The 23,016-nt window shown below is 71.7% G+C and carries 10 protein-coding genes; 6 read left to right on the forward strand and 4 right to left on the reverse strand.

The features are described 5' to 3' along the window. Positions 1-30 precede the first annotated feature (30 nt). Together ACH4UK_RS09060 and pglZ are read left to right on the forward strand one after the other, a co-directional pair. Positions 31-3,954, forward strand: coding sequence for a phage resistance protein (locus tag ACH4UK_RS09060; protein ID WP_398355370.1), 3,924 nt, complete (start codon positions 31-33; stop codon positions 3,952-3,954). Further along, entirely contained in the window at positions 3,951-6,905 is a 2,955-nt protein-coding gene (gene pglZ, locus ACH4UK_RS09065) for a BREX-2 system phosphatase PglZ (protein ID WP_398355371.1), read from the forward strand. Before ACH4UK_RS09060 ends, pglZ begins: the two co-directional genes overlap by 4 nt. Before the next feature lie 46 nt (positions 6,906-6,951). Here pglZ and ACH4UK_RS09070 read toward each other — a convergent pair whose 3' ends face one another. Together ACH4UK_RS09070 and ACH4UK_RS09075 are read right to left on the reverse strand one after the other, a co-directional pair. After that, complete coding sequence (locus ACH4UK_RS09070) at positions 6,952-7,974, reverse strand: CBS domain-containing protein (RefSeq protein WP_398355372.1); 1,023 nt, start codon at positions 7,972-7,974, stop codon at positions 6,952-6,954. A gap of 8 nt (positions 7,975-7,982) precedes the next feature. Beyond that, positions 7,983-9,791: a DUF262 domain-containing protein gene (locus tag ACH4UK_RS09075; protein WP_398355373.1), complete on the reverse strand. Its 1,809-nt coding sequence runs from the start codon at positions 9,789-9,791 to the stop codon at positions 7,983-7,985. A 153-nt stretch (positions 9,792-9,944) separates the two neighbouring features. Between ACH4UK_RS09075 and brxD the strand changes: the two genes are divergently transcribed. Together brxD and ACH4UK_RS09085 are read left to right on the forward strand one after the other, a co-directional pair. Further along, positions 9,945-11,279, forward strand: coding sequence for a BREX system ATP-binding protein BrxD (brxD, locus tag ACH4UK_RS09080; protein ID WP_398355374.1), 1,335 nt, complete (start codon positions 9,945-9,947; stop codon positions 11,277-11,279). Beyond that, positions 11,276-13,456 (forward strand): DEAD/DEAH box helicase, encoded by a 2,181-nt coding sequence (locus ACH4UK_RS09085; RefSeq protein WP_398355375.1) that lies wholly within the window; start codon positions 11,276-11,278, stop codon positions 13,454-13,456. The genes brxD and ACH4UK_RS09085 overlap by 4 nt, the downstream gene beginning before the upstream one ends. 120 nt (positions 13,457-13,576) lie before the next feature. Here the strand turns inward: ACH4UK_RS09085 and glyA are convergent, their stop codons facing one another. Then, complete coding sequence (gene glyA, locus ACH4UK_RS09090) at positions 13,577-14,884, reverse strand: serine hydroxymethyltransferase (protein ID WP_398355376.1); 1,308 nt, start codon at positions 14,882-14,884, stop codon at positions 13,577-13,579. A 491-nt stretch (positions 14,885-15,375) separates the two neighbouring features. On the opposite strand from glyA, the gene ACH4UK_RS09095 reads away from it, so the two are divergent. Further along, the gene (locus ACH4UK_RS09095) at positions 15,376-17,616 is read left to right on the forward strand and encodes an ATP-binding protein (RefSeq protein WP_398355377.1); all 2,241 of its coding nucleotides are present in this window, start codon (positions 15,376-15,378) and stop codon (positions 17,614-17,616) included. Between the two features lie 514 nt (positions 17,617-18,130). Here ACH4UK_RS09095 and ACH4UK_RS09100 read toward each other — a convergent pair. Then, entirely contained in the window at positions 18,131-19,378 is a 1,248-nt protein-coding gene (locus ACH4UK_RS09100; protein ID WP_398355378.1) for a hypothetical protein, read from the reverse strand. Positions 19,379-19,655: 277 nt separating this feature from the next. Between ACH4UK_RS09100 and ACH4UK_RS09105 the strand changes: the two genes are divergently transcribed. Further along, entirely contained in the window at positions 19,656-22,916 is a 3,261-nt protein-coding gene (locus tag ACH4UK_RS09105; protein ID WP_398355379.1) for a BTAD domain-containing putative transcriptional regulator, read from the forward strand. Positions 22,917-23,016: the final 100 nt, after the last annotated feature.

Genomic DNA, 23,016 nt, shown 5'->3' on the forward strand with positions numbered 1-23,016 from the left:
CGCAGGAAATCCAGGAGAAGCGAGACAGAGATGGCCCCGACAGCCGCCACGGCCCCCCTCCTCCGGGATGTCTTCCACATCAAGACATCCATCTCGACCTCCGACTACGTGCTCAAGCTCGCCGAGGCGGTCACCGAGGACGGTGCGGCGGACGCGCTGGGGAACTATGTCGTCACCGAACGTCTGCTGGAGAACTTCGACGAGGCCCTCGGACTGATCAAGGCCGCGCTGGACGGGCACACCTCGAAGGCCGCGTATCTGCACGGTTCGTTCGGTTCCGGTAAGTCACACTTCATGGCCGTTCTGCACGCGCTCCTGCGCGGGGACGAGGCCGCACGGGCGCGGAGGGACTTCGACCCGGTCCTGGGCAAGCACGAGTGGCTGGGCGGCGACCGCAAGAAGTTCCTGCTCGTGCCCTACCACATGCTCGGGGCCAAGTCCCTGGAGCAGCGGGTGCTCGGCGGGTACGTCAGCCACGTCAAGAAGCTGCATCCGCAGGCCCCGACCCCGCAGGTGTACCGGACCGACGCCCTCTTCCAGGACATCCACTCCCACCGGGAGCGGATGGGTGACGCGGCCTTCATCCGGGGTCTCGCCGGGGCGGACTCGGAAGCCGGGACCGAGGGCTCAGACGGCGACGGGGATGACTGGGGCGACGAGTTCGCGTGGACGCCCGAGCTGCTGTCCACCGCGCTCGCGGCCGTTGAACTGGTCGGGGACGAGGCCGCTCCCGACCTGGTCAACCCGAGCACCCCCGCCGAGCTGCGGGCCAAACTCGTGCACGACGCGTGCGCCACGTGGTTCCCCGGTTTCACCCGGAACGCCGCCGAGGACGAGCACGGCTTCATCTCGTTGGACGCCGGCCTCGCGGTGATCGCCGAGCACGCCAAGTCGCTCGGCTACCACGGGCTGATCCTCTTCATGGACGAGCTGATTCTGTGGCTCGCCAACCGGGTGCACGACCAGAAGTTCGTCTCCCGTGAGGCGGACAAGATCACGAACTTCGTGGAGGGCGCGGACTCCCGGCGCGCGGTCCCGATCGTGTCGTTCATCGCCCGCCAGCGTGACCTGCGAGAACTGGTCGGCGAGGAGATCTCCGGCGCTGCCGAGGCCGCGATCCAGGACAGTCTGCGACTCGCCTCGGGGCGCTTCGACACGATCACGCTGGAGGACCGCAACCTGCCCCAGGTCGCCCATGCCCGGCTGCTGTCGCCGAGGAACCCGGAGGCAGCCGCGAAGCTGGACGCGGCGTTCGCCAAGATCAAGCGGGTCGGGCCCCAGGTGTGGGACGTGCTGCTGGGGTCGGACGAGGGGACGACGGGCGCGGACGAGGAGTCGTTCCGGCTGACGTATCCCTTCACGCCCGCGTTCATGGACACGTTGGTGCACATCTCCTCGGCTCTTCAGCGGTCCCGTACGGGTCTGAAGCTGATGGGGCAGCTCCTGGCCGCGCACCGCGACTCCGCGACCCTGGACAACCTGATCCCGCTCGGCGATCTGTATCCCGTGATCGCGGACGGCGGGGACAAGCCGTTCGTGGACAGTCTGAAGGTGGAGTTCCAGGCGGCCGACAAGCTGTACCGCGCCAAGCTCCGCCCGCACCTGCTGGCCACGTACGAGATCACCGAGGAAGACATCGAGCGCTACCGGCACCGTCGTGACACCATCACCGATCCGCAGCTGGCCAACCGGTGCAGGGGCTTCATCGGCGACGACCGGCTGATGTGCACGCTGCTGCTGTCCGCGCTGGCGCCCAGCGTGCCCGCCCTGCGGGACCTGACCATCCGGCGGCTCGGAGCCCTGAACCACGGCTCGGTCCTCTCCCCCATCCCTGGTGCGGAGGTCGGGGTGATCAGGACGAAGGTCGACGAGTGGGCCTCGCGGTTCGCCGAGATCAAGGCGACCGGCACGGACGCCAATCCCGGTGTGCGGCTGGAGCTGGCCGGGGTGGACGTCGACTCCGTCATCGCCAACGCCGACGTGAACAACAGCTCGTCCAACCGGCGGGCCCTCGCCAAGCGGCTGCTCGCCGAGGAGCTGGGGCTGTCGCTCCAGGAACGTCTGGTCGCGGACGAGTTGCAGCTCGTCTGGCGAGGATCGGAGCGCACGGCGGAGGTGGTTTTCGGCAACATCGCGGACGCCGACGACTTCCCCGACCACGATTTCTCGCCCGGTCAGGACGGGCTGTGGCGGATCGTCCTGGACCTGCCCTACCACGAGGGCGAGTCGGGTCCCGTCGAGGACGCCAACCGGATGGGCACCCTGCGCACCCTTCCCGGGGCCCGGCCCCGGACCGTCGCCTGGATTCCGACCCACCTGTCCGCCGCCCGGTTCAAGGACTTCCAGCGGCTCGTCGTGATCGACTACGCGCTGGCGGACCAGCGGCGCTTCGACACCGTGTACGCGCGGCACCTCAACGCCGACAACCGGGCCCGTGCCAAGGGGCTGCTCGAAGGTCAGCGGGACTCACTCACCAAGGCGGTGAAGGCCGCGTTCAAGCAGGCCTACGGATGTGCGGACAAGAAGCCGAGCGACGTCGACGTGTCGTTCAACGAGCACTTCGAGCCGCTGCCGGACGTCTCCGGGCTGCGGGTGTCCATCGGGATGTCGCTGCATGCCGGGATCCGCCATGTCGTGGACAAGCTGCTGGCCCACCAGTTCCCCGCCCACCCCGACCTGGACCCGGAGAACACCGGTACGGCGGTGCGGTCCTCCGACGTCCGCACGGTCTTCGGGCACATCCGGGCGGCGACGGAGGCCGGCGACCGGCAGGCGGAGATTCCGGCCAAGGACCGGTCCGCGATGCGGCGGATCGGCACGCCGCTCGGCCTCGGGCAGCAGAAGGAGGCGTACTTCCGGCTCTCCAACCGGTGGGTGGACCACTTCGGCCTCCAGGCCCGTACCGAGGGCGGCCCGGGTGACCTGAGCGTCGTCCAGCTCACCGAGTGGATCGACCGGCCGGCGCCCATGGGGCTCGATCCGCTGCTGGCGCACCTGGTCATCGCCGCTTACGCGGAGATGGACGACCGGGTGTGGGTGCAGAGCGGTTCTCTGCTCGACCCGGCGCCCGAGCCGTCCGCCGTCAAGCCGGTCTACGCACTCCGCTCCCAGCCGCTCCCGGACGAAGCTGTCTGGGAAGAGGCCGGACAACGGTTCTGGGAGATCTTCGGGGAGCAGCCGCCTAAGCTGCGGCGCGGACGGATGGTCGGCCTGTTCGCCCGGCGGATCGGCCACCAGGCCAGGACCTACCAGCCGCACGCGGCCGACCTCGTACGGGAGCTCGAGAAGCGCTCCGTGCTGCTCGGCCTGGACGAGGCGGACGAAGGCGGCCGGCTCGCGCTGGCCCGCCGATCGCGGGACCTGCTCGACTCGCTGGTGGCGCTGGAGCGGGAGTCTGCCGGAGGCTCGGCGGGGGCCAAGCAGATCATCACCGGCTTCGCCGGCTTCGACCTCGGTGAGGTGTCGGCGGGACGGTACGGGGCGTCGGTCAAGCAGGCCGAGGCGGTGGCCTCGGCTCTGGCAGGAGCTGCCTGGGACATGCTGCGGCTCGCCCCGAACTACGGTGCGGCGGGCGAGGCGGTCCTGGAGTCGCTGCGTGGAGCAGCCCGTGCCGACCAGCGCACCACGGATCTGAAGGGTGCGCTCGGCGAGGCTCGGAGCGCACTCGTGGCGGTGATCGACCGGAGCCAGCCGGCCACACCGGTGGCTCCCCCTCCGACCACCGCCCCCGCGGCCGACCGGCCCGCCACACCGAACGACATCGACCTGAACACGGGAACGAACCGGCCTCCGGTCCCGACGACCCACCCGCTGCCGGGGCGTGCTCCCCGTCGGTCGGGAGGAGGACGGACCACGGCAGCCCGCGCCATCGCCGAACTGCAGGCCGAACTCGCGGGGCTGACCGCGGCGGAGCCCGACGCGACGGTCGAGATCACCTGGCGGGTGGTGGAATGACCCGGCCGACGACCGGCATGGCCGGTGCGACGAACACCGCGGCCGGCGCGGTGCGGCTCAACACGGCGACCGTGACCCAGTACCTGGCCTCGCAGTCCGGGGGCCTGACCCAGGGCAAGCGGCGGGCGGTGCTGCTGCGGGCCGAGCCCGTGTGGGACGGCCCGTCCCCGCTGACCTGGGGCGAGCAACGCCGGGCCGTGGTGGTGGGCGCCCCCTCTCCGCTGGCCGCGTACGAACTGGTCCTCGCCCACCAGCGCCCGGCGGCCGCCGGGCCCGATGTCCTGGTGGTCCTGACCAACCAGGAGGAGGCGGAGCTCGGGCCCGACCTGCTGGCGAAGGTGCACAAGCAGCGGGTGAACGCGGTCGACACCTGGGACGTCGTGCGGGAGGCGTTCGCCGCCAGGGGGAGGGACCCGCGTCTCGAACAGGACAACTGGGCGGCCGAAGCGCTGCTGGATGCCAGCCCGCCGGGGGGCTGGCCGCAGCTCGGGGGCGGCATACTCACCCGTTCCACCGCTCTGACCTCGCTCGCTCTGCGCAGGCTGGGCATCGGTCGGTACGACCCCGACCGCGACCCGGGCGACGGTGACGCCGGTGCGTCGGTCGAGCCGGAAGGCAGCGGCGATCCGGCCGCGGAGGGTCCGCCGGATACCCTCGCGGGTGTAGACACCCTCGATGTGCACACCTTGCTCCGGTGGTCGCTGACGCCCGGCGGTCCCGAACGGCTGCTGGCCCTGCGCAGACCGGAACGGGACGGGCTGGCGGACTTCCTGGGCAAGGATGACCGGACCGGGTCTGCCGGGAAGGCCCTGATCACTCTGGTCGACGCCGGACACGGGCCTGACGCCGTGGCGTTCGGGCTGGTCTGCGCCGCGCTGTGGGCGAGCCCCGGGGCCGAGGCCGAGGACTACCGGGCCCGTGGGCGGGCCGAACGCTGGTTCGGCGAGGAGCCGCCCGTACGGGGCGAGGCACTGGACTCGATGGCGGCGACCTTCGGACGGTGTTGCGAGGAGTTCGTCTCCGGGCTCCTGCTGACCGGGCGCACTGGTGCCCCGGACCCGGCGGCGCAGGCACGCCGCCTGGCCGGTTCCACGCTCGACCGGGCCTCCTCGCTGGTTCGCCAGTTCGGTGTGGAACGGGCCGCCCGCACGAGTCCCGTACTCGCAGAGGGACTGGAGGCGCTGTTCGACGCGGCGGGGCGGGCGTTGTCCGACGGTGGCCACGAGGGCATCAGCGGTGCCGTGGCCGCGCTGGAGGAGCACCGGCAGGCAGCTGATCCCGACGCCCGGACCCGTATCCAGCGGGTCGTGATGGCCCAGCGGCTGACCCGTTGGCTGGCCACCGGGCCGGAACCGGAGAGTCCGCACGTCGAAGCCGGGATCGGCCGCCACATGGCGGAGACCGGCTGGGTCGACCTCGCCCTGGACCACATCGAGGCCGGAGGTGACCCCGCCGCCTCGCTCACCTCCGCCTACAACACCCTCTGTGGCGCGGTACGCGAACAGCGGCGCGAGATCGACCGTCGCTTCGCCGGCCTCCTCGCCACCTGGACGGCCAACGGCACCGATCCCGGCACGATGCTGACCGTCGAGACGTTCCTGCCGACGGTGGTCGCGCCGGTGGTGAAGGCCGGGGAGCGCCGTGTCCTGCTGCTCGTCCTGGACGGTATGAGCGCGGCGATCGCCTCCGAGCTGGGTGAGGAACTGCGCGAACACTGGGTCGAGTACGACCCGCTGCCCAGGGCGAAGGGCATGCCCCGGCGCCGGGGCATGGCCGCGGCGCTTCCGACCGTCACGTCGGTCTCCCGGACCTCCCTGTTCGCCGCACGGCTGATGTCGGGCACCCAGGCGGACGAGAAGCGGCTGTTCCCCGGCCACCGTTTCTGGGGCGGCGCGGATGTCGCGGTGTTCCACAAGGACGATCTGCGGAGCGAGAGCAGCGGAAGCACCCTCGGGGCGGGGCTGCGTGACGCGCTGGCCGGGGAACGTACCCATGTCGCGGTGGTGCTGAACACCGTCGACGACAGGCTGGCCGGTGACCAGAAGCTGGGGGACGGCAGCTGGCGACTGAACGACATAGCGCAGCTGCGGCAGTTGCTGCGGCTGGCCGCCGAGCAGGGTCGCGCGGTGATCCTCACCAGTGATCACGGCCACGTCGTGGACCGGCACGGAGTGCGGACCGACGCGGACAGTCCGCTCTCGGCCCGGCACCGAGTGGCCGGGGGGCCGGTGGGCGACGCGGAGATCCGGCTGGCCGGACCGCGGGTCCTCGCACCCGAACCGGGGGGTGCGATCGTGGCGTTGTGGGACGCCGACTCCCGCTACACCGACCGGCGGGCGGGCTACCACGGCGGCGCATCCCTGGCCGAGGTCACCATTCCGGTACTGGCGTTCCTGCCGTTCGGGGCCCAGCCGCCCGGCGGCTGGCGGGAGCTGGGCAGCCAGCAGCCGCCGTGGTGGTCGCTCGACCCGCGACCGGCCACGAGCACGTCAGCGGTAGCTCCTCCTCCGCTCAAACCGGTCCAGCGCAGGAAGCCGCAGCCGCAGGCCGACAAGGGCCCGGACGCGCTGTTCGACGTAGCGCTCACCCCGAGCACGCCCGCGGAAGGGGGCACGCTGCTCTCGGTCGGGCTGGTGGTGCCGAAGGACGCCCTCGTCGACGACCTGCTCGCGTCCGAACTCTTCGCCACGCAGGTCACGGTGCTGGCCCGCAAGCCCAACCTGCTCCAGGTGGAGAAGGCGATACGGGCCCTGCTGGACGCCGGAGGCACGTTGCCGGTGACAGCACTGGCGCAGCGAGCGGGTGTGCGCGCCAGTGGGGCGGACGGTTTCGGAGCCGTGTTGCGGCAGTTGCTCAACTTCGACGGCGCGCAGGTGCTGGAGGCGCTGCCGGACGGCCGGACGCTACGACTGGACGAGGCGCTTCTGCGGGAGCAGTTCGAGCTGCGGTAACCCGGGGCAGGGTGCCGGGCCGTCACGGCCCGGCACTCGCTGTCCGTCAGGTGAGTTCGCGCAGGATACGGAGAAAGCCGCGCAGTTCGTCACTCAGACGCGCTGTGAGCGGCTCGGCGTCGAAATGCGCGATGCTGTTACGGATGACCCGGACGCGGTCGAGCTGACGCACGAACTGGATGCGGTTCATGCGCCAGTCGAGGGCTTTCCAGTTCTCGTCGGCCTTCGCGCGCAGCACCGGATTCTGCTGCTCGCCGTCCAGCAGCTTCACGTAGCCGTTGAACATCAGGTCGGTGATCAGGCCCGTCTGCATCCGGGCCTGGTTGGGCTGGACGGCTCGGATCGCGTCCGGGCCGATCTTCGCGCCGAGACACTTGCGCAGCCGGAACTCGATCTCCCCGATGACGAAGAACGGCCAGGCGGTCGCACCGAACCTCTCGGTGATGTCCGCCGCGGTCACGATGCCGCTGAACGATCCGTTGTTGGCGCGGACCAGCAGATATCCCTCCTCGCTCACCCGTGGGAGCAGAGAGAAGAAGTCGTGGTGCGCCTCGACGACGGGAGGGTCGATGAGCGCTTCCGGCAGGCCAGGGTGGTTCACCTTCTCGTAGGCCTTGACCACCGATCGCCAGGTGACGACGCCGTGCAGGATCGAGCCGGCCTCGATGACGGGGATCTGCGAGTAGTTCCTGCTCCGCATGAGATACGTGACCTCGGAGAGCTTCTTGTCCGGCGTCACCGAGCACAGACCGCTCACGGCGGCCGGGATGTCGCCGATCCTGATGGGGTTCTGCGGCAGCCCGCCGCCGGGCAGTTCCTCCGGCTCCTCCTCGGATGGCTCGGGGGGATCCGGAACCGCCGCGCGGGCCACGATCTGGATGTCAGCGCCGCTGCCGCAGGTGGCGAAGTCCGGGAGGGTGGACAGACCGGCATCCTTGAGTGCCTGTTCGATGAGCGGGACCGTGAGCTCGTTCCGCAGGCGGGCGCCGAAGAGCGCCAGGAGGCGCAGCACAGGGATCTGCTGGCCCTTGAGAGCGCGGAGTTCAGCCTCGGTGGGGTGCTGGGGCATGGCGGCGCTCACCGGTCCTGTGCGTCGCGGAAGACGGTCCGCTTGCCCATGGCCGAGTCCACCAGGGCGAGCAACCGCTTGGCACGGTGCTCGTAGAACGTCTCGAAGTCGTCGGTCTCCAGCGCGGTCAGATCGACGAGATGCGTGACCAGGACGTCGCCGAACCACTCCGGTCGCACTCCCGACTCCAGCGTGAGCGTCTTGAGGTAGGCGTGCGGGGGGCCCGTCATGCTCTTGCTGGCACGCAGGGAGAGGGGGGTCTTGTTGACGATCGAGTTGGCCTGCGCGGCGCGGCCCCGGTGGTTCTTCGTGATCCACTCCTTGGGGAAGATCGGCCGAACGTCCACCGCGTGCTCCACCAGCCGGTCGGGGACCAGCGGCCCGTCGGTGAAGTACCAGTCCACCGCGCCCTGCTTGATGAGAAGGGCGTAGATGCCCTTGTACGCAGCGCTGTTGCGGGTGGTCAGCGTGTCCAGCCGGTCGGAGAGGAAGGCGGCCTCGGCGACGGTGTCGGGCACCAGGACGCTGCCGTCCTCGCGGATACAGCTGACCAGCTGCTCAACGTCACGGGTGAAGCGGCTCTCGGTCGACCCGCCGTACATCTCCCCCATCACGCCGCACCAGTACCACTGCGTGATCCGGTCGTCCGCTCCCGGGCTGTCCGTCTCGTCGCCGATGAGAGCCCGGACGGCCGCGAGGGGCACCAGCTGTGTGCGGTAGGGGAGGTCAGCTGTGCGGACGATGCACTGGCGCCGCAGGAAACCCCCCACCCAGGCGAATGCCTCCGCCACCCTCGGTGCGAGCCGGCGGAAGTCCTCCAGCGGCAGTTCGAGCAGGTCCCGGCGCTTGCAGGACACCGAGATGCTGCGGCCCGACCGCTTGGCCTCCCAGGTCCGGACCAGGGCGACGGCCTGGAGGAAGTCGCTGCTGCTCAGGCCGTCGTCGGGCCCTGCCTCTGGTCGGCCGAAGACCGGATAGGCGGAGGTGAGCTTCTTCTTGATCCCGTGCCACTCGTCCGGGAGACGGTAGTAGTCGCCATGCTTCTCGGCATGTGCCTGATTGCCCGCGTAGGTGGCGGTGAGCAGTTCGAAGACGTTGAGCGGCACGCCGCCCGTGTTGACGCGCTCGAAGACCGCGCATACGGCGTCCATCGTGGTGGTGGCGGACAATTTGATCATCGGTACGTCGAACGACAGCATGTTGTGCAGTACCTGCTCCTGGAACTTCATCCAGACGGGCCAGTTGGCCGGATTCTTGACGAACTCCTGCTGCCAGGCGCCTACCCGCTGCGTGTCGAAGACGTAGTGGAGGGGAAAGAAGCCGGCTGCGCACTCCAGCTCGACGGAGCTGAGATCCCGTCCCGGCCGACGGGCGAAGTCCCTTTTGAGAATGCGGTCCTCGGGCACCGAGACGATCGCGTCGTCCCGGTCCGCCGCGGGACCTACCGCCTTCTCGATGTCGACGTAATACCACCGCTTGAGGTTCTTGCCGCGAGCGTCGACGGTTTCCACCGGCTTGTCCTGGTGCAGCGCCTGGAAAAGTGAGGTGAGCCGCTGTTGCCCGTCCAGCAGCAGCAGATCCGGCACCTGTGTCTCACCGTCCTCCGCACCCTTGAGTGCTCGGGCCTTGAACTGGGGCGCGCCTCCGGTGTGCAGCGCCATCACCACGCCGAGCGGGTACTTCAGGGTCACCGTCGCGATGAGCGCCCTGATCCGCTCGTCGTCCCACTTCCACTCCCGCTGGAAGTCCGGCAACTGAAGTGCGCCGGATGTGACGTCCTTGAGTACGTCCTTGAGGTCCGGATTGTCGAGCGCCACGCTGCCTATTCCCCACCTTCGACCGAAACTATGCAACTGATAATAGGAGCAAGGCAATAGCGCCGGTGTCAATCATTCGGCCCTCCCGATGATCCGCTGAGGCGATTTTCAGCCGCATCTTCGCCGAACTCGGTCGGATGCGAGACTGGCAGGGTGAGTAACGACCGCCTCGAACGCACCGGTTCCGTCAGTGCCGCCCGCCGCCGCGAGGTGATCGACGCCCTCCGCCGGGGCGCCGTCCCCGAGAGCGGGCTCGACCTGCTCGCCACCGGTCTCGGCAGGTTCGAGGAGGCACTCGACGCCGAACTGGACACAGCGGCCTCGGGTGGTTCGGTCTTCAAGGCGGTGCGGGGTGAATACGGGTCCGGCAAGACCTTCTTCACCCGGTGGCTCGGCGAGCGGGCCAAGCGCCGCAACTTCGCCGTGGCCGAGATCCAGGTTTCGGAGACCGAAACGCCCCTGCATAAACTGGAGACCGTCTACCGCCGTCTGACCGAGCGCCTGACGACCTCCGGCTTTCCCCCGAGCGCGCTGCGCCCCGTCGTGGACGCCTGGTTCTACGCGCTGGAGGAGGACGCGCTGTCCGCGGGCGCCGCCGAGGAGGATCTCGCGGGGGAGGTGGAACGGCTGCTGGCGGCCCGGCTCAGCGAGGTGTCCCGGCACGCCCCCTCCTTCGCCACCGCGCTCCGCGGCTACCGCACCGCACTGACCTCCGGTGACGAAGGAACCGCGGCCGCCGTGCTGGCCTGGCTGGGAGGCCAGCCGCATGTGGCCGCCTCGGCCCGCAGGGCCGTCGGAGTCCGCGGCGACCTCGACCACTTTGGGGCCTTCGGCTTCCTCCAGGGCCTGCTCACCGTGTTGCGCGACTCCGGGCACAAGGGCCTCTTTGTCGTGCTGGACGAGGTGGAGACACTCCAGCGGGTCCGCTCGGACGCACGGGACAAGGCACTCAACGCTCTGCGCCAGCTCATCGACGAGGTGCACTCAGGGCGCTTTCCCGGCCTGTACCTGCTGATCACGGGGACCCCCGCGTTCTTCGAAGGCCAGCAGGGTGTGCAGCGTCTGGCACCGCTGGCGCAACGGCTCGCCACCGATTTCACCACCGACCCCCGCTTCGACAACCCGCGTGCCGTGCAGGTGCGGCTTCCCGGCTTCACCCACGCGTCCCTGGTGGGCCTCGGCACCACGATCCGTGACCTGTACGCGGACGGCGCCGGCGATTCCGGACGGGTCAAGGCCGTCGTGGACGACGCGTACATCTCGGAGCTGGCCGCCGCGGTGGGCGGGGCTCTCGGAGGCCGGGTCGGCGTCGCGCCCCGGCTGTTCCTCAAGAAGCTCGTCGGTGACGTCCTGGACCGGGTCGACCAGTTCGACGACTTCGATCCGCGTCAGCACTACGCGCTGACCATGAGTTCCAACGAGATGAGCGACATCGAGCGCAACGCGGCGGCCGCCGACGCCGACGAGATCGAGCTGGACCTTCCATGAGCGAGCCGTCCGGACCTGCCGAGTCCACCGATCCTCTCGATCTGCTTCACCCCGGGCTCGTCCATCACATCGTGAACACCCTTGGCTGGGCCGGGCTGCGGCCCCTCCAGGAGGAGGCCATCGGGCCGCTGACCGGCGGCGCGGACGCCCTGCTGCTCGCACCCACCGCCGGAGGCAAGACCGAAGCGGCGTGCTTTCCCCTGCTGTCCCGCATGGAACGGGAGAGGTGGACCGGCACATCCCTTCTCTACGTCTGTCCGCTCAAAGCCCTCTTGAACAACCTGCTGCCCCGACTGGAGACCTACACCTCTTGGCTGGGACGCACCGCGGCCCTCTGGCACGGAGACGTGGCCCAGACCCGCAGGAAGCGCATCCTTCGCGAACGTCCTGACGTGCTGCTGACCACCCCGGAGTCACTTGAGGCGATGCTGGTCAGTGTCAACGTCGACCACACTGCGTTCTTCTCCGGTCTGCGCGGCATCGTGGTGGACGAGGTGCACGCCTTCGCCGGCGACGACAGGGGGTGGCACCTGCTCGCCCTGCTGGAACGGCTGGAACGCGTAGCGGGCCGGCCTGTCCAGCGCGTGGGGCTTTCGGCGACCGTGGGAAACCCGGAGCAGTTGCTGACGTGGCTGCGAGGAGCACGCGGTCGTGACGAGCTGGACGATCAGGGTGCACGGGTGATCGCTCCCCAGGCACCCTCCGCGGTGACACCCTCATCCGCTCCTTCGGAGACCGCCCCCGCCGGCGATGTCCAACTGGACTACGTGGGTTCCCTGGCCAACGCGGCCACGGTGATCGCCGCGTTGCACCGGGGCGAGAAGCGTCTGGTGTTCTGCGAGTCGCGCAAACAGGTCGAAGAGCTCGGGCAGAGTCTGCGCGCCAAGGGTGTCATCACCTTTCTGTCACACGCCTCGCTCTCCGCTGACGAGCGCAGACGTGCGGAGGAGGCCTTCAGCGACGCCCGCGACTGCGTGATCGTCTCCACGAGCACACTCGAACTCGGGATCGACGTCGGAGACCTCGACCGCGTCGTCCAGATCGACTCACCGAGCACGGTGGCGTCCTTCCTGCAACGCCTCGGTCGTACCGGTCGCAGGCCCGGATCCCAGCGCAACTGCCTCTTCCTGACCCTCGACGAGGCGGCACTGTTGTCCGCGGCCGCCCTTCTGCTGCTGTGGACACGCGGCTGGGTCGAGCCCATTGTCCCTCCGCCGGAACCCCGGCACATCGTCGCCCAGCAGATCCTCGCGCTCTGTCTTCAGGAACAGCGGGTGGGAGACCGCCTGTGGCAGGAGTGGTGGGGCGGGCTCGGCCTGTTCGGTCCCGCGTCCGAGCCCCTTGTACGGCATCTGGTGGAGGCCGGTTTCCTGAACCGTGACACCGGTCTGTTGTTCATCGGGCCCGAAGCGGAACAGCGCTTCGGATATCGGCACTTCATGGACCTGACCGCTGTCTTCACCGCCGCCCCGGAGTTCACCGTCTTGACCGGACGCACGGAGATCGGTACGACGGACCCTGTCCTGCTGACGGAGCGGGTCGCGGGCCCACGTCGCCTCCTGCTCGCCGGGCGCAGTTGGCAGGTGACCTACATCGACTGGTCGCGCCGCCGCTGCTTCGTCGAACCGACCGACGGCGGTGGAAAGGCACGCTGGGGCGGCGTGGGCCTCTCCCGTACGTCGTCCTACGCGCTGACCCGAGCGGCACGAGAGGTCATGCTCGGCGCGACACCACGGGTTGCGTTCACGCGCCGCGCGGACGGCGCTCTGCGGCAGCTGCGCGCCAAGGGGGAGGAACTGGTGGACCCCGCCGGCACGTTGCTGCTGCGTGGTGGCCGCGACACGAACGTTCGCTGGTGGACCTGGGCCGGATACAAGGCGAACGCGACGCTGGCAGCCACGCTCGCATCGGTATCCGACCCTCTTCAGCGGCCCACCGACATGTATGTACGGCTCCGCGGAGATCTCACGCCGCAGGAATGGCATCGGGCGAAGTCCGACGCAGGGGAGCGCCTGTGCCTCCCGGTAGTGGACCCCCGTGCTCTCCTTGGGCTGAAGTTCAACGCGGCTCTCCCTCCTCGGTTGGCTGAGGCCACGCTCTCGGCCCGGATGGCGGATCTGGACGGGGCGGCCTCGGCTCTCGGCGAACCCGTAAGGCTCACGAATCGGGTCGACTGAACCTTCGGGTACGGGGAGACGTGAGGAAGAACCTGGCCGCGGAGCCCCCTTCACGGGTCGACGGGCGCGGGCGAAGGGGCGCCGACGGGACGGCCGGCGGGCCCTTCCTGCTTCCGCGGGTCAGAACACCGGCAACCCCGGTGCCGGATACCCGTCCATCAGGTCCTTCACCTCTCCCCGGACCTTCTTGAGCGCGGGTTCATCGCCCGTGCGGGCCGCTTCGACGGCCGCGTCGATCCATGCGGCGACCGTGGCCATGGCGGAGGCGGGAAGGCCGCGTGAGGTGAGGGCGGGGGTGCCGATGCGGATGCCGGAGGGGTCGAAGGGCTTGCGGGGGTCGTAGGGGACGGCGTTGTGGTTGACGACGATGCCCGCACGGTCGAGGGCCTTGGCCGCGGTCCTGCCGGGGATGTCCTTGTTCGTGAGGTCGATCAGCAGGAGGTGGTTGTCGGTGCCGCCGGAGACCAGGTCGAAGCCACGGGCGGCCAACTCCTCCCCCAGAATGCGGGCGTTGGCCACGACCTGATGGGCGTACGAGCAGAACCCGGCGGTGGCCGCTTCGCCGAGCGCGACCGCGATGGCGGCCGTGGTCTGGTTGTGCGGGCCGCCCTGGAGGCCGGGGAAGACCGCGCGGTCGATGGCACGGGCGTGCTCGGCCGTGCTGAGCAGCATCGCGCCGCGCGGGCCGCGCAGGGTCTTGTGGGTGGTGGTGGAGACGACGTCCGCGTGTCCGGCCGGCGAAGGGTGCGCGCCGCCCGCGATCAGGCCGGCGATGTGGGCGATGTCCGCGACCAGGACGGCGCCCGTCTCCGCGGCGATCTCCGCGAAGCCGGCGAAGTCGATCGTGCGCGGCACGGCCGTGCCGCCGCAGAAGATGAGCTTGGGCCGCTCGGCGAGGGCCAGGTCGCGGACCTCGTCCAGGTCGATCCGGCCGGTGTCGCGGCGGACCCCGTACCGGACTCCGCGGAACCAGCGGCCGGTGGCCGAGACGTCCCAGCCGTGCGTGAGGTGGCCGCCCATCGGGAGGGACATGCCGAGGACGGCGTCCCCGGGCTGGAGGAAGGCCAGGTAGGCGGCGAGGTTGGCCGGGGAACCGGAGTACGGCTGGACGTTGGCGTGGTCCATTCCGAAGAGGGCCTCGGCGCGGCGGACGGCGAGCGTCTCGACCTGGTCGATGACCTGCTGGCCCTCGTAGTACCGCTTGCCGGGGTAGCCCTCGGAGTACTTGTTCTGGAGCACGGTGCCGGAGGCCTCGAGCACGGCGGCGGAGACGTAGTTCTCGCTGGGGATCAGGCGCAGGGTGTCGGCCTGGAGCCGTTCCTCCGCGCCGATCAGGGCGGCCAGCTCCGGGTCGGAGGCGGTGAGGGCCGGATGGCGCGGCGTGGTGGCGGGGGTGGCGGCGGTGTCGGTTACGGGCCGGGTGGTCATGGAAGAAGTCCTTCCGGGTCGGCCGCTACGCGGCGTGGACCCGGATGCCCAGGCGGACGGCCCTCCGGAGATGACGCCCCGGGCGGGCCCGGGGTGTGCCGCTTCCTCGTGGTCGGTTCCACGGAGCGCCCCTGCCGGGGCACGCGCCAGTCGCGGCGTTCGGCAGTTTAGGGGGTGGCCGGGGGCAGCGGTGGCCCGACGCGTGAAGTTCTCCCCGCATGGCCGCCCGAACACGCGGACCGCCGGTCGAACTGCGGCCACACAAGGGGTGGTTGGGCGGGCGAAGAACGCGCGAAGGGGCCGTGGCGGCGTAGGGGCCACGTACCGTCGCTTCGAGAGGCGCGTCTATACCTCAGGCATATGCCAGGAACGGATCCGGTCGGAAGGGATCCGGTCCGTCCGCAGCCCGTCGCCGTGGGCCCGGGTATCGAGCGCCTGTACGGAAAGGATGTCTGGTGAAAGCCGGTACTCGGCTGTCCGGAGGGGGACGCATGCGGGGGCACGAGCACAGCACCAACGCCAACGACCTGAGCGGAACGGTGCACGGCTTCGTGGTGCAGGCGGGGAGCGTGCAGGGCGGCATCCATGTCTCCGGGCCCGCGGCGCGCGAGGAGATGCCGCCGCCCTGGCAGTTACCGCCCGCGGTCCGGATCACCGACCGCACGAAGGAGATCGACGCCCTGGAGACGCACCGGCACCGGGCCGGGGAGGACGGGCATCCCACGCTGGCCATGGTGAGCGGGCTGGGCGGGGTGGGGAAGACCGCGGTCGCGCTGGCCTGGCTGCACACGCTGCGCCCGCACTTTCCCGGCGGTCAGCTGTACGCCGACCTGGGCGCGCAGGCTCCGGACGGTCCTGCCGACCCCGGCGAGGTGGTGGCCCGGTTCCTGCGGGCGTTGGGCGTCCCCGCCGGCCAGGTGCCGTCGGCGTTGGGCGAACGGGTTGCGCTCTACCGGTCGTTGACCTCCGACCGGCAGCTCGTGGTGCTGCTGGACGACGCGGCGACCGCGGCCCAGGTGCGGCCGCTGTTACCGGCCGGGCTGTGTGTGACGGCGGTGACCAGTCGACGGCGGATGCCGGGGCTGAGCCTCGACGGGGGCCATGTGATCCACCTGGAGCCCCTGTCCACCGACGCGGCGGTCGAGCTGCTCGACGCGACCCTCGCCGACGGCCGCGTCACCGCCCAGCCCGAGGAGGCGCGGGCGCTCGTCGTGCTCTGCGCGGGGCTGCCGCTCGCGGTGCGCATCGCCGGTGCGCGCCTGGCGGCCCGCCCTCGGCAGGGCATCACCACGATGGTCCGGGCCCTGTCCGAGGAGCGCGAGCGGCTGGAGGCACTGGCGATAGAGGGGGACCACGACGTGCGGGCGGCGCTGGACCTCTCCTACCAGGGCCTGCCCCCTGCGGCGGCCCGCCTCTACCGGCTGCTGGGGCTCCACCCCGGCCGGGAGTTCGGGGTCCCGCTGGCGCGGACGCTGCTGGGCGGGGACGCGGTCGAAGCGCTCGACGCGCTGCACGACGCGAATCTCCTCGTCGATGTCGCCGAGGCGTCGGGCGGCGAGCGCTACCGGTTCCACGATCTGGTGCGGCTGCACGCCGCCGAGCGGGCCGCACAGGACGGCAGCGGCGAGGAGCGGGCCGACGCGCTGCTGCGCATCGGCTATCACTACCTCGCCGGCGCCTGCCGGGCCGAGCAGCTCATCGAGCCCGGACGCGCCTCCCTGGAGCGGGACTTCGGCCGGGGGGTCGAGCCGGAGTCCGTCGTGGCGGAGGACGTGGAACCGGTCGCCGGGCAGACGGCGGCCGACGCGGCGCTGGACTGGCTGGAGCGGGAGCTGCCCAACCTGATGGCGGTGGTCCGTCACGCGCGCGCGATGGGCGCTCCGGAGCTGGCCTGGCAGCTGACCGACGCGTTGTGGCCGCTGTTCCCGCGGCGCGGGCTGTATCGCGAGTGGATCGAGGCACACCAGGAGGGCCTGCGGGCCGCCGAGGAGGAGGGGAACGGTGAGGCGCTCCGCAGGATGCTGACCTCCGGCGCCCTGGGAAGGCTGGAGACGGGCGAAGCCGCCGAGGGACTGGCCATGTTCGAGCGGGCCGCCGTCTCCTTCGCCGAGCGCGGTGACGCCCTCGGGCACGCGCGGACGCTGAACTACCGGGGTCTGGCCCACCGGCGGCTCGGGCGGCTGGACAGCGCGGCCGAGTTGTTCGCCCGCGCGGCCGACGAGCTGCCCGGTCTCGGCGACCTCCGGGCCGGTGCGCTGGCCCGGTTCAATCTGGCGGACGTCGCCCTGGCCCGGGGGCGGTACGCGGACGCCGCCGTCGACGCCGAAGCCGCCCGCCTCGCCCTGGAGGCGGCGGGCGACACGTACAACGCGGCGCGGGCGGCCGGCCTGACCGGGCGGGCCTGTGTGGGGCTGGGCAGGCTCGACCGGGCGGAGGCGGAGCTGTCGGCGGCGCTGTCCGCGCTGCGGGCCCAGGCGGCCGGGTTCGAGGCGGCCCACGTGCTCGGAGGACTGGCCCAGCTCTCCGAGCGGCGCGGGCAGCCACGACAGGCCCGGCAGTACTACCGGGAGGCGCTGTCCCGGTACGCGTCGCTGGGCCGGTCGGGGGCGGCGGAGGCGGTCGTGGCGGCGGCCCGGCTCGACGCGCTGGAGCCGTCGGGAGCGGAGTCCCCGCCTGCCCCGTCCCCAGGGGCGGGCTCGTCCGGGGAGGACCCCGGCGGGTCCGGTGCGTAGCCGCGCACTGCCCTGACGACCCGTACCGAGGCCGGATCGAACGCGGAGGACCCCGGCGGGTCCGGTGCGTAGCCGCGCACTGCCCTGACGACCCGTACGGCGGCCGGATCGAACGCGGCCGGGTCCAGACCCGCCACCAGCCAGACGTGCGCGACCGAGGCCCAGACGGCCCAGGGCTGCACCGGCCACCCCGGTTCGCGGACCAGCAGCCGGGGCCGGGAGCCGAGCCGCAGCCAGCAGCGCGGCCCTCGGTACACGGCCACCACCAGGGCCCCGGGGTGGCAGTCGGCGAGTTCGGCGGCGTACCGGGCGGGGTCCTCGTACGGCGGGAGAGCCGCGGCCTCCGACACCAGGGCGTCCGCCAGGAGCGGCATCGGGTGCGGCGCCGGGAGCCGGACGCGCAGGTGCTCGTCGACGACCGGCAGCGGGCGGTCCGGGTGCGACAGGGCGGCGCGGGCCCGGCGGACTCCGCGCTGCGGGACGTCCTCGGTGAGCCGTACGGTCGTCGCGTTCATCAGCCGGCTCCCCGTTCGTCGTGACGTGCCGTCACCGGCAGTGGCGCGTGGTCGGTGCGCGGCCTCGCGGCGGGGGCGCGCAGCCGCAGCTTGCGGTAGATCAGGGCCTGCATCCGGACGGCGAACCTCCCCGGCTCCGAGGTGATCCGGGCCGCCACCTGTTCGTAGCGTCGCGCGGGATAGGCCGCGGCGGCACGGGCGAGTTGGCGCACCAGAGGGCGGTCGGTGTGCAGGCGCGGCGCGAAGGAGGCCAGTTCCGCGGCGGGTGAGCCGGGGTCCAGCTCCCCTTCGGGGACGTCGCCCAGGAAGACCGGGGCTCCGGTCATCGCCCCGTACAGCGAGACGGAGCCGTGGTCCCCCGCGATGTGGTCGGCGGCGACCAGCGCCCCCACCCAGTCGGCGTGCTGGCCGATCACCTGGAGCCCGGAGCGTGCGAGGCGCGCGAGCCAGCTGCGGACCTGCCATTCGCCGTGGGCGTTCCAGACGTGCGGGTGGAGCAGGAGGGCCACCCGGAAGTCCTCTCTGGGCAGTTCGTCGACCAGCCGTTCCAGCAGCTCCCACTGCCGGCTCAGGAAGGAGCCCGGTCCCCAGGTGGAGCAGGCGGTCACCAGTCGCTGCCGCGGCCCGACGCCCAGGGCGGCGCGGTAGAGGGCCCGCTGCGGAAGGCTTGCCATGATCCGGTCGAAGCAGGGGTCGCCGACCACCTCGGCGGCGGGCAGCGCCTCGGGGCATTCGCGGCCGAGGCGGGTCAGGTCCTCGTGGTGGGCCAGCACGATCGACTCGGGGACCAACCGGCCGTCCTGGACCAGCCATTGCCGGTCGAGTCCGTAGGTCCCGCGGGCGGCGACCCGGCGGCCGCGCTGCCCGGCGGGGACCAGCTTGTTGTGCCCGGCGCCGTGCGGCAGCACGATCACCGGGGCGTGCAGTTCCGGGAGTCCGCCGTGGGCGGCCGCGAGGGCCAGGTCGAAGGGCATCTGGATCGCCTGGTGCCAGGGCAGCACCAGTCCGCCCAGCCGTTCCAGGAAGTGGTCCACCCCGTGGCTGAACACATCGGGCGCCTGGGTGAAGAACACCTGCACCCGGGTGTCGCCCTCCAGCAGCCGCACGGCTTCGAGCAGCCGCTGCCCCGCCGTGACGGTGTGCACCACGACCAGGACCTTCCTGCGGGTGCGGCGGGTGGTCCAGCGTTCGACGTCCAGGCGCACCGGCACAAGAAGCCGGTGCGCGTCCGGCATGGTCAGGCTCATCCGAATCAGTCCCCGATTCCGTCGCCGTGGACCGGAGGGCCCGCGGGGGCCGCTGTCGACGGCGGCCCGGGACGCTTCTGCCCCCCGAGGTGGACAGGGGGGTTGCAGGAATCCTGCCTTCCGGCTGCGGGCGGCCGTGCGCCGCGCTGTGCGCCCTGCTCACGCCCCCTGTGCGCTCTGGTCCTGACCGATGGCTCAGGGAACAGTGGACTGTTCCGCACAGACGTGCGGAGGCTGCCGGTGGCGGCAGGAAGTGGGGCACCTGTCGGGGGACGCGATGAATCTTCTTGCTCTGGGACCTCTGGAACTATGGCACGGAGACCAGCAGCACACGCTCGGTTCGGTGAAACACCGCTGCGTGCTCGCGGTTCTGGTGCACGCGCGCGGGGAGCCGGTCGCCGTGGACACGTTGATGGAGCGGGTCTGGGGCGACGAGCCCCCGCCCAAGGGGCCGACCACGCTCCAGAGTTACCTCTCCAAGCTGCGGCGCCATCTGGACGACGCCGTGGGCCCGCTCGTACGGGTGGACCTCGTGCAGCCCCGGCTGTACCGCCTGCGCATGCGCGATCAGAACGATCTGGACCTGAACCGCTTCCAGCGCTTCCGTTCCGAGGCGGCGGTCGCGGCGGAACAGGGGCGTACGGACTGGGCGATCGGGCTGCTGCGGACCGCCGAGAGCATGTGGCGGGGCGAACCGCTGACGGAGAGCTCCGGCGAGTGGGCGGCGTCGGTGCGCGCCCGGCTGGTGGAGGACCACCGCCATGTCCGGGAGGAACGCATCCGGCTGGAGCTGAAGCTGGGGCGGCACGCCGATCTCATCGGCGAGCTGCGGGAGCTGGCGGCGGAGAGCCCGCTGTCGGAGGGGGTGGTCGGCTCCCTGATGCTGGCGCTCCACCGCAGCGGCCGGCACAGCGAGGCGCTGGAGCTGTACCGCATGACGCACGCCCGTCTGCGGGACGATCTGGGCATGGCGCCGGGGCCCGGCCTGCGGGCGCTCCACCAGCGGATCCTGGAGCAGGACCGGGGTCTGACGGGGCCCCGCACGGAGGCCGCCACCGTCCGGTCCCCGGCCCCCGCCCCGGCCACGCCCACTCCCCCGACGTCCGGCGCCGTCCCCGCCGCGCCCACTCCCCCGACGCCCAGCGCCGCCCCGGCCGCGCAGCCCCCCTCCGGCCACCCGGGCCGCAACAACCTGCCCCGCGACACCCGGGACTTCACCGGCCGGGCGGCCGAGTTGGCGCTGTTGCGCGAGGGGATCGCCGGCTCCGACGGGTACGCGCTGCCGCTCGCCGTGCTGCACGGCATGCCCGGTATCGGCAAGACCGCTCTGGCCGTGCACGCGTCGCACCGGTTGGCCGAGCACTACCCGGCCGGTCAGCTGTACGTCGATCTGCACGGGTTCAGCGGACGGCGGCCCGTCGACCCGGCGGAGGCGCTGGCCTTCCTGTTACAGGCCGCCGGGACCGGCGAGGCGCTGCCGGACACCCTCGACGGGCGGGCGGCCGCGTGGCGGGAGTGGACCGCGCACCACCGGGTGCTGGTCGTGCTCGACAACGCCCGGGACGCCGCCCAGGTGGGTCCGCTGCTGCCCGGGTCGCCCGGTTGCCTGGCGATCGTGACGAGCCGCAACCGGCTCTCCGCGCTGGACGGGGCCGTCTCCGTCCGGGTGGACGCGCTGTCGGCCCGGGAGGCGGCAACCCTGTTCACCCGGATCGCGGGGACCGCCCGGACCTCCCGCGACCCGGCGGCGCTGGAGCTGCTGGTGGAGGCCTGCGACCGCCATCCGCTGGCCACGACGCTGCTCGCGGGCCGCTTCCGGCACCGGGAGATCTGGGACCTGCGCCATCTGCTGGAGCGCCTCGCGCAGTCGGGCGGTCCCCTGGACGGACCCGATGAGGAGGTGTTCGTCTCGGCGTTCCGCTTCTCGTACGCCGAGCTGTCGCCCGGCACGCGCCGCCTGCTGCGGCTGCTCGCGCTGCACCCCGGGGCCGACATCACGGCGGCGGCCGCGGCCGCCCTGTCGGGGAGCGCCCCCGGGCCCGTCGGGGACGGGGGCGTGCAACGCGGCATCGAGGAGCTGCTGGACTGCCATCTGCTGACCGAGCCGGCGCTCGGACGCTACCAACTGCACGATCTGACGCGGGCGTTCGCGCTGCGCATGGGCATCGCCGAGGAGCCGGAGGAAGCGCGCGGCGAGGCCGTCGGCCGGCTCCTCGGGTACGGCCTCGTCTCCGCGTTCCGGGCCCACCGCCTCACCCATCCGCGCCGCAGGGCCATCGAGCCCGTGCAGGCGTCGGCGTACGCGGTCTCGTTCGGCGACGCCCAGGAGGCGGCGGCCTGGCTGGGCGCCGAGCGGGCCAACCTGCTGGCCGCCGCCCGCACCGCGGCAGCGGAGGCCCCGGAGTACGCGGCGTCCTTCCCGCACGCGCTGGCCCCCTCGCTCAGGATCTGGGGCAGCTGGGACATCACCAACGAGCTGTACGGCGCGGCGGTGGAGGCGCTGCGCTCGCGGAGCGACCCGGCACTCCTGGCGCAGACGCTGGTGGAGGCGGCGGAGGTGCTGGCGCAGACAGGGCCCGGGGAGGCGTTGAGCTGCGCGGGCGAGGCGCTGACCCTGTTCCAGGACCTGAAGGACCCCGCGGGGTGCGCCGACAGCTCGCTCCAGGCGAGCCGAGCGCATCTGGCCGCGGGACACACCGGCCCGGCGCTGCGCATGGTGGCGCGGGCCCTGGCGCTCTACCGGGACCTGGGCGATCCGCACGGCGAGGCGGACTGCCTCAACGTCGAGGGGGCGGCGCTGTACTACGAGGGCCGGTACGACGAGGCACTGGGACGGGCGCGCCGGACGCTGCACATCCACGAGGGCACGGGCGACCTGCTGGGGCAGATCCGCGCGCACAACAACATCGGGGAGATCCACCAGATCCAGGGGCGCATCGAGCACGCCCGCGACCACCTCGAACGGTCGAAGGTGCTGGCCGGCCTGCACAGCGGAGCAAGAGAAATCGCCATATTAGAGACGAACATGGGCACGGTTTACCAGGCCATGGGGGACACTTCGCGGGCGCTGGCGGGGTTCCGGCGGTCGCTGGAGAGTCACCGCGCCCGGGGGGACGCGCTGGGCGAGGCGAACGCCCTGATCAGCCTCGGCGCGGCCCAGGCCGCGAACGGCGACGGCGAGGGGGCGCTGCTGCACTTCACGCTGGCGGAGGAGGTCGCGCGGCGGATCGACAGCCCCTACGAGCGCACTCGGGCCCTGCTCGGGGTGGCCGATGTGCACCGGGCGGCGGCCCGGACGGCACCGGCCACGGAGGCCTACCGGCAGGCGCTACTGCTGTCCGACCGCACGGGCTCCCGTCCGGCGGCGGCGCGGGCGCTGGAAGGGCTCGCGCGTACGGCACTGGCCGAGCAGCGCGACGAAGCGATCCAGGAGTACGCGAGGCGGGCCGAGGAGGTGTATCGGAGCCTGGGCTGCGAGGCCGAGGCGGAGAAGATGCGGCGGCTGCTGCTGGAGCGGACGAGAGGAACCGGCGCCTGAGGTTCGCTCGGGCGCCGGACCGTACGTCGGCGGTGCGGATCAACCGCTGGTGACACGGCCTCCGGGGCCGCGCGGGGTCACCACATCCACTGAAGAATTT

It is taken from the genome of Streptomyces sp. NPDC020884 (genome assembly GCF_044333935.1).
Taxonomy (GTDB): Bacteria; Actinomycetota; Actinomycetes; order Streptomycetales; family Streptomycetaceae; genus Streptomyces.

Bases quoted from the DNA above. Each gene is read 5' to 3' on its own strand.
- ACH4UK_RS09060 (WP_398355370.1), top strand. From the start codon at position 31: ATGGCCCCGACAGCCGCCACGGCCCCCCTCCTCCGGGATGTCTTCCAC.
- pglZ (WP_398355371.1), top strand. From the start codon at position 3,951: ATGACCCGGCCGACGACCGGCATGGCCGGTGCGACGAACACCGCGGCC.
- ACH4UK_RS09070 (WP_398355372.1), bottom strand. From the start codon at position 7,974: ATGCCCCAGCACCCCACCGAGGCTGAACTCCGCGCTCTCAAGGGCCAG.
- ACH4UK_RS09085 (WP_398355375.1), top strand. From the start codon at position 11,276: ATGAGCGAGCCGTCCGGACCTGCCGAGTCCACCGATCCTCTCGATCTG.
- glyA (WP_398355376.1), bottom strand. From the start codon at position 14,884: ATGACCACCCGGCCCGTAACCGACACCGCCGCCACCCCCGCCACCACG.
- ACH4UK_RS09095 (WP_398355377.1), top strand. From the start codon at position 15,376: ATGCGGGGGCACGAGCACAGCACCAACGCCAACGACCTGAGCGGAACG.
- ACH4UK_RS09100 (WP_398355378.1), bottom strand. From the start codon at position 19,378: ATGAGCCTGACCATGCCGGACGCGCACCGGCTTCTTGTGCCGGTGCGC.
- ACH4UK_RS09105 (WP_398355379.1), top strand. From the start codon at position 19,656: ATGAATCTTCTTGCTCTGGGACCTCTGGAACTATGGCACGGAGACCAG.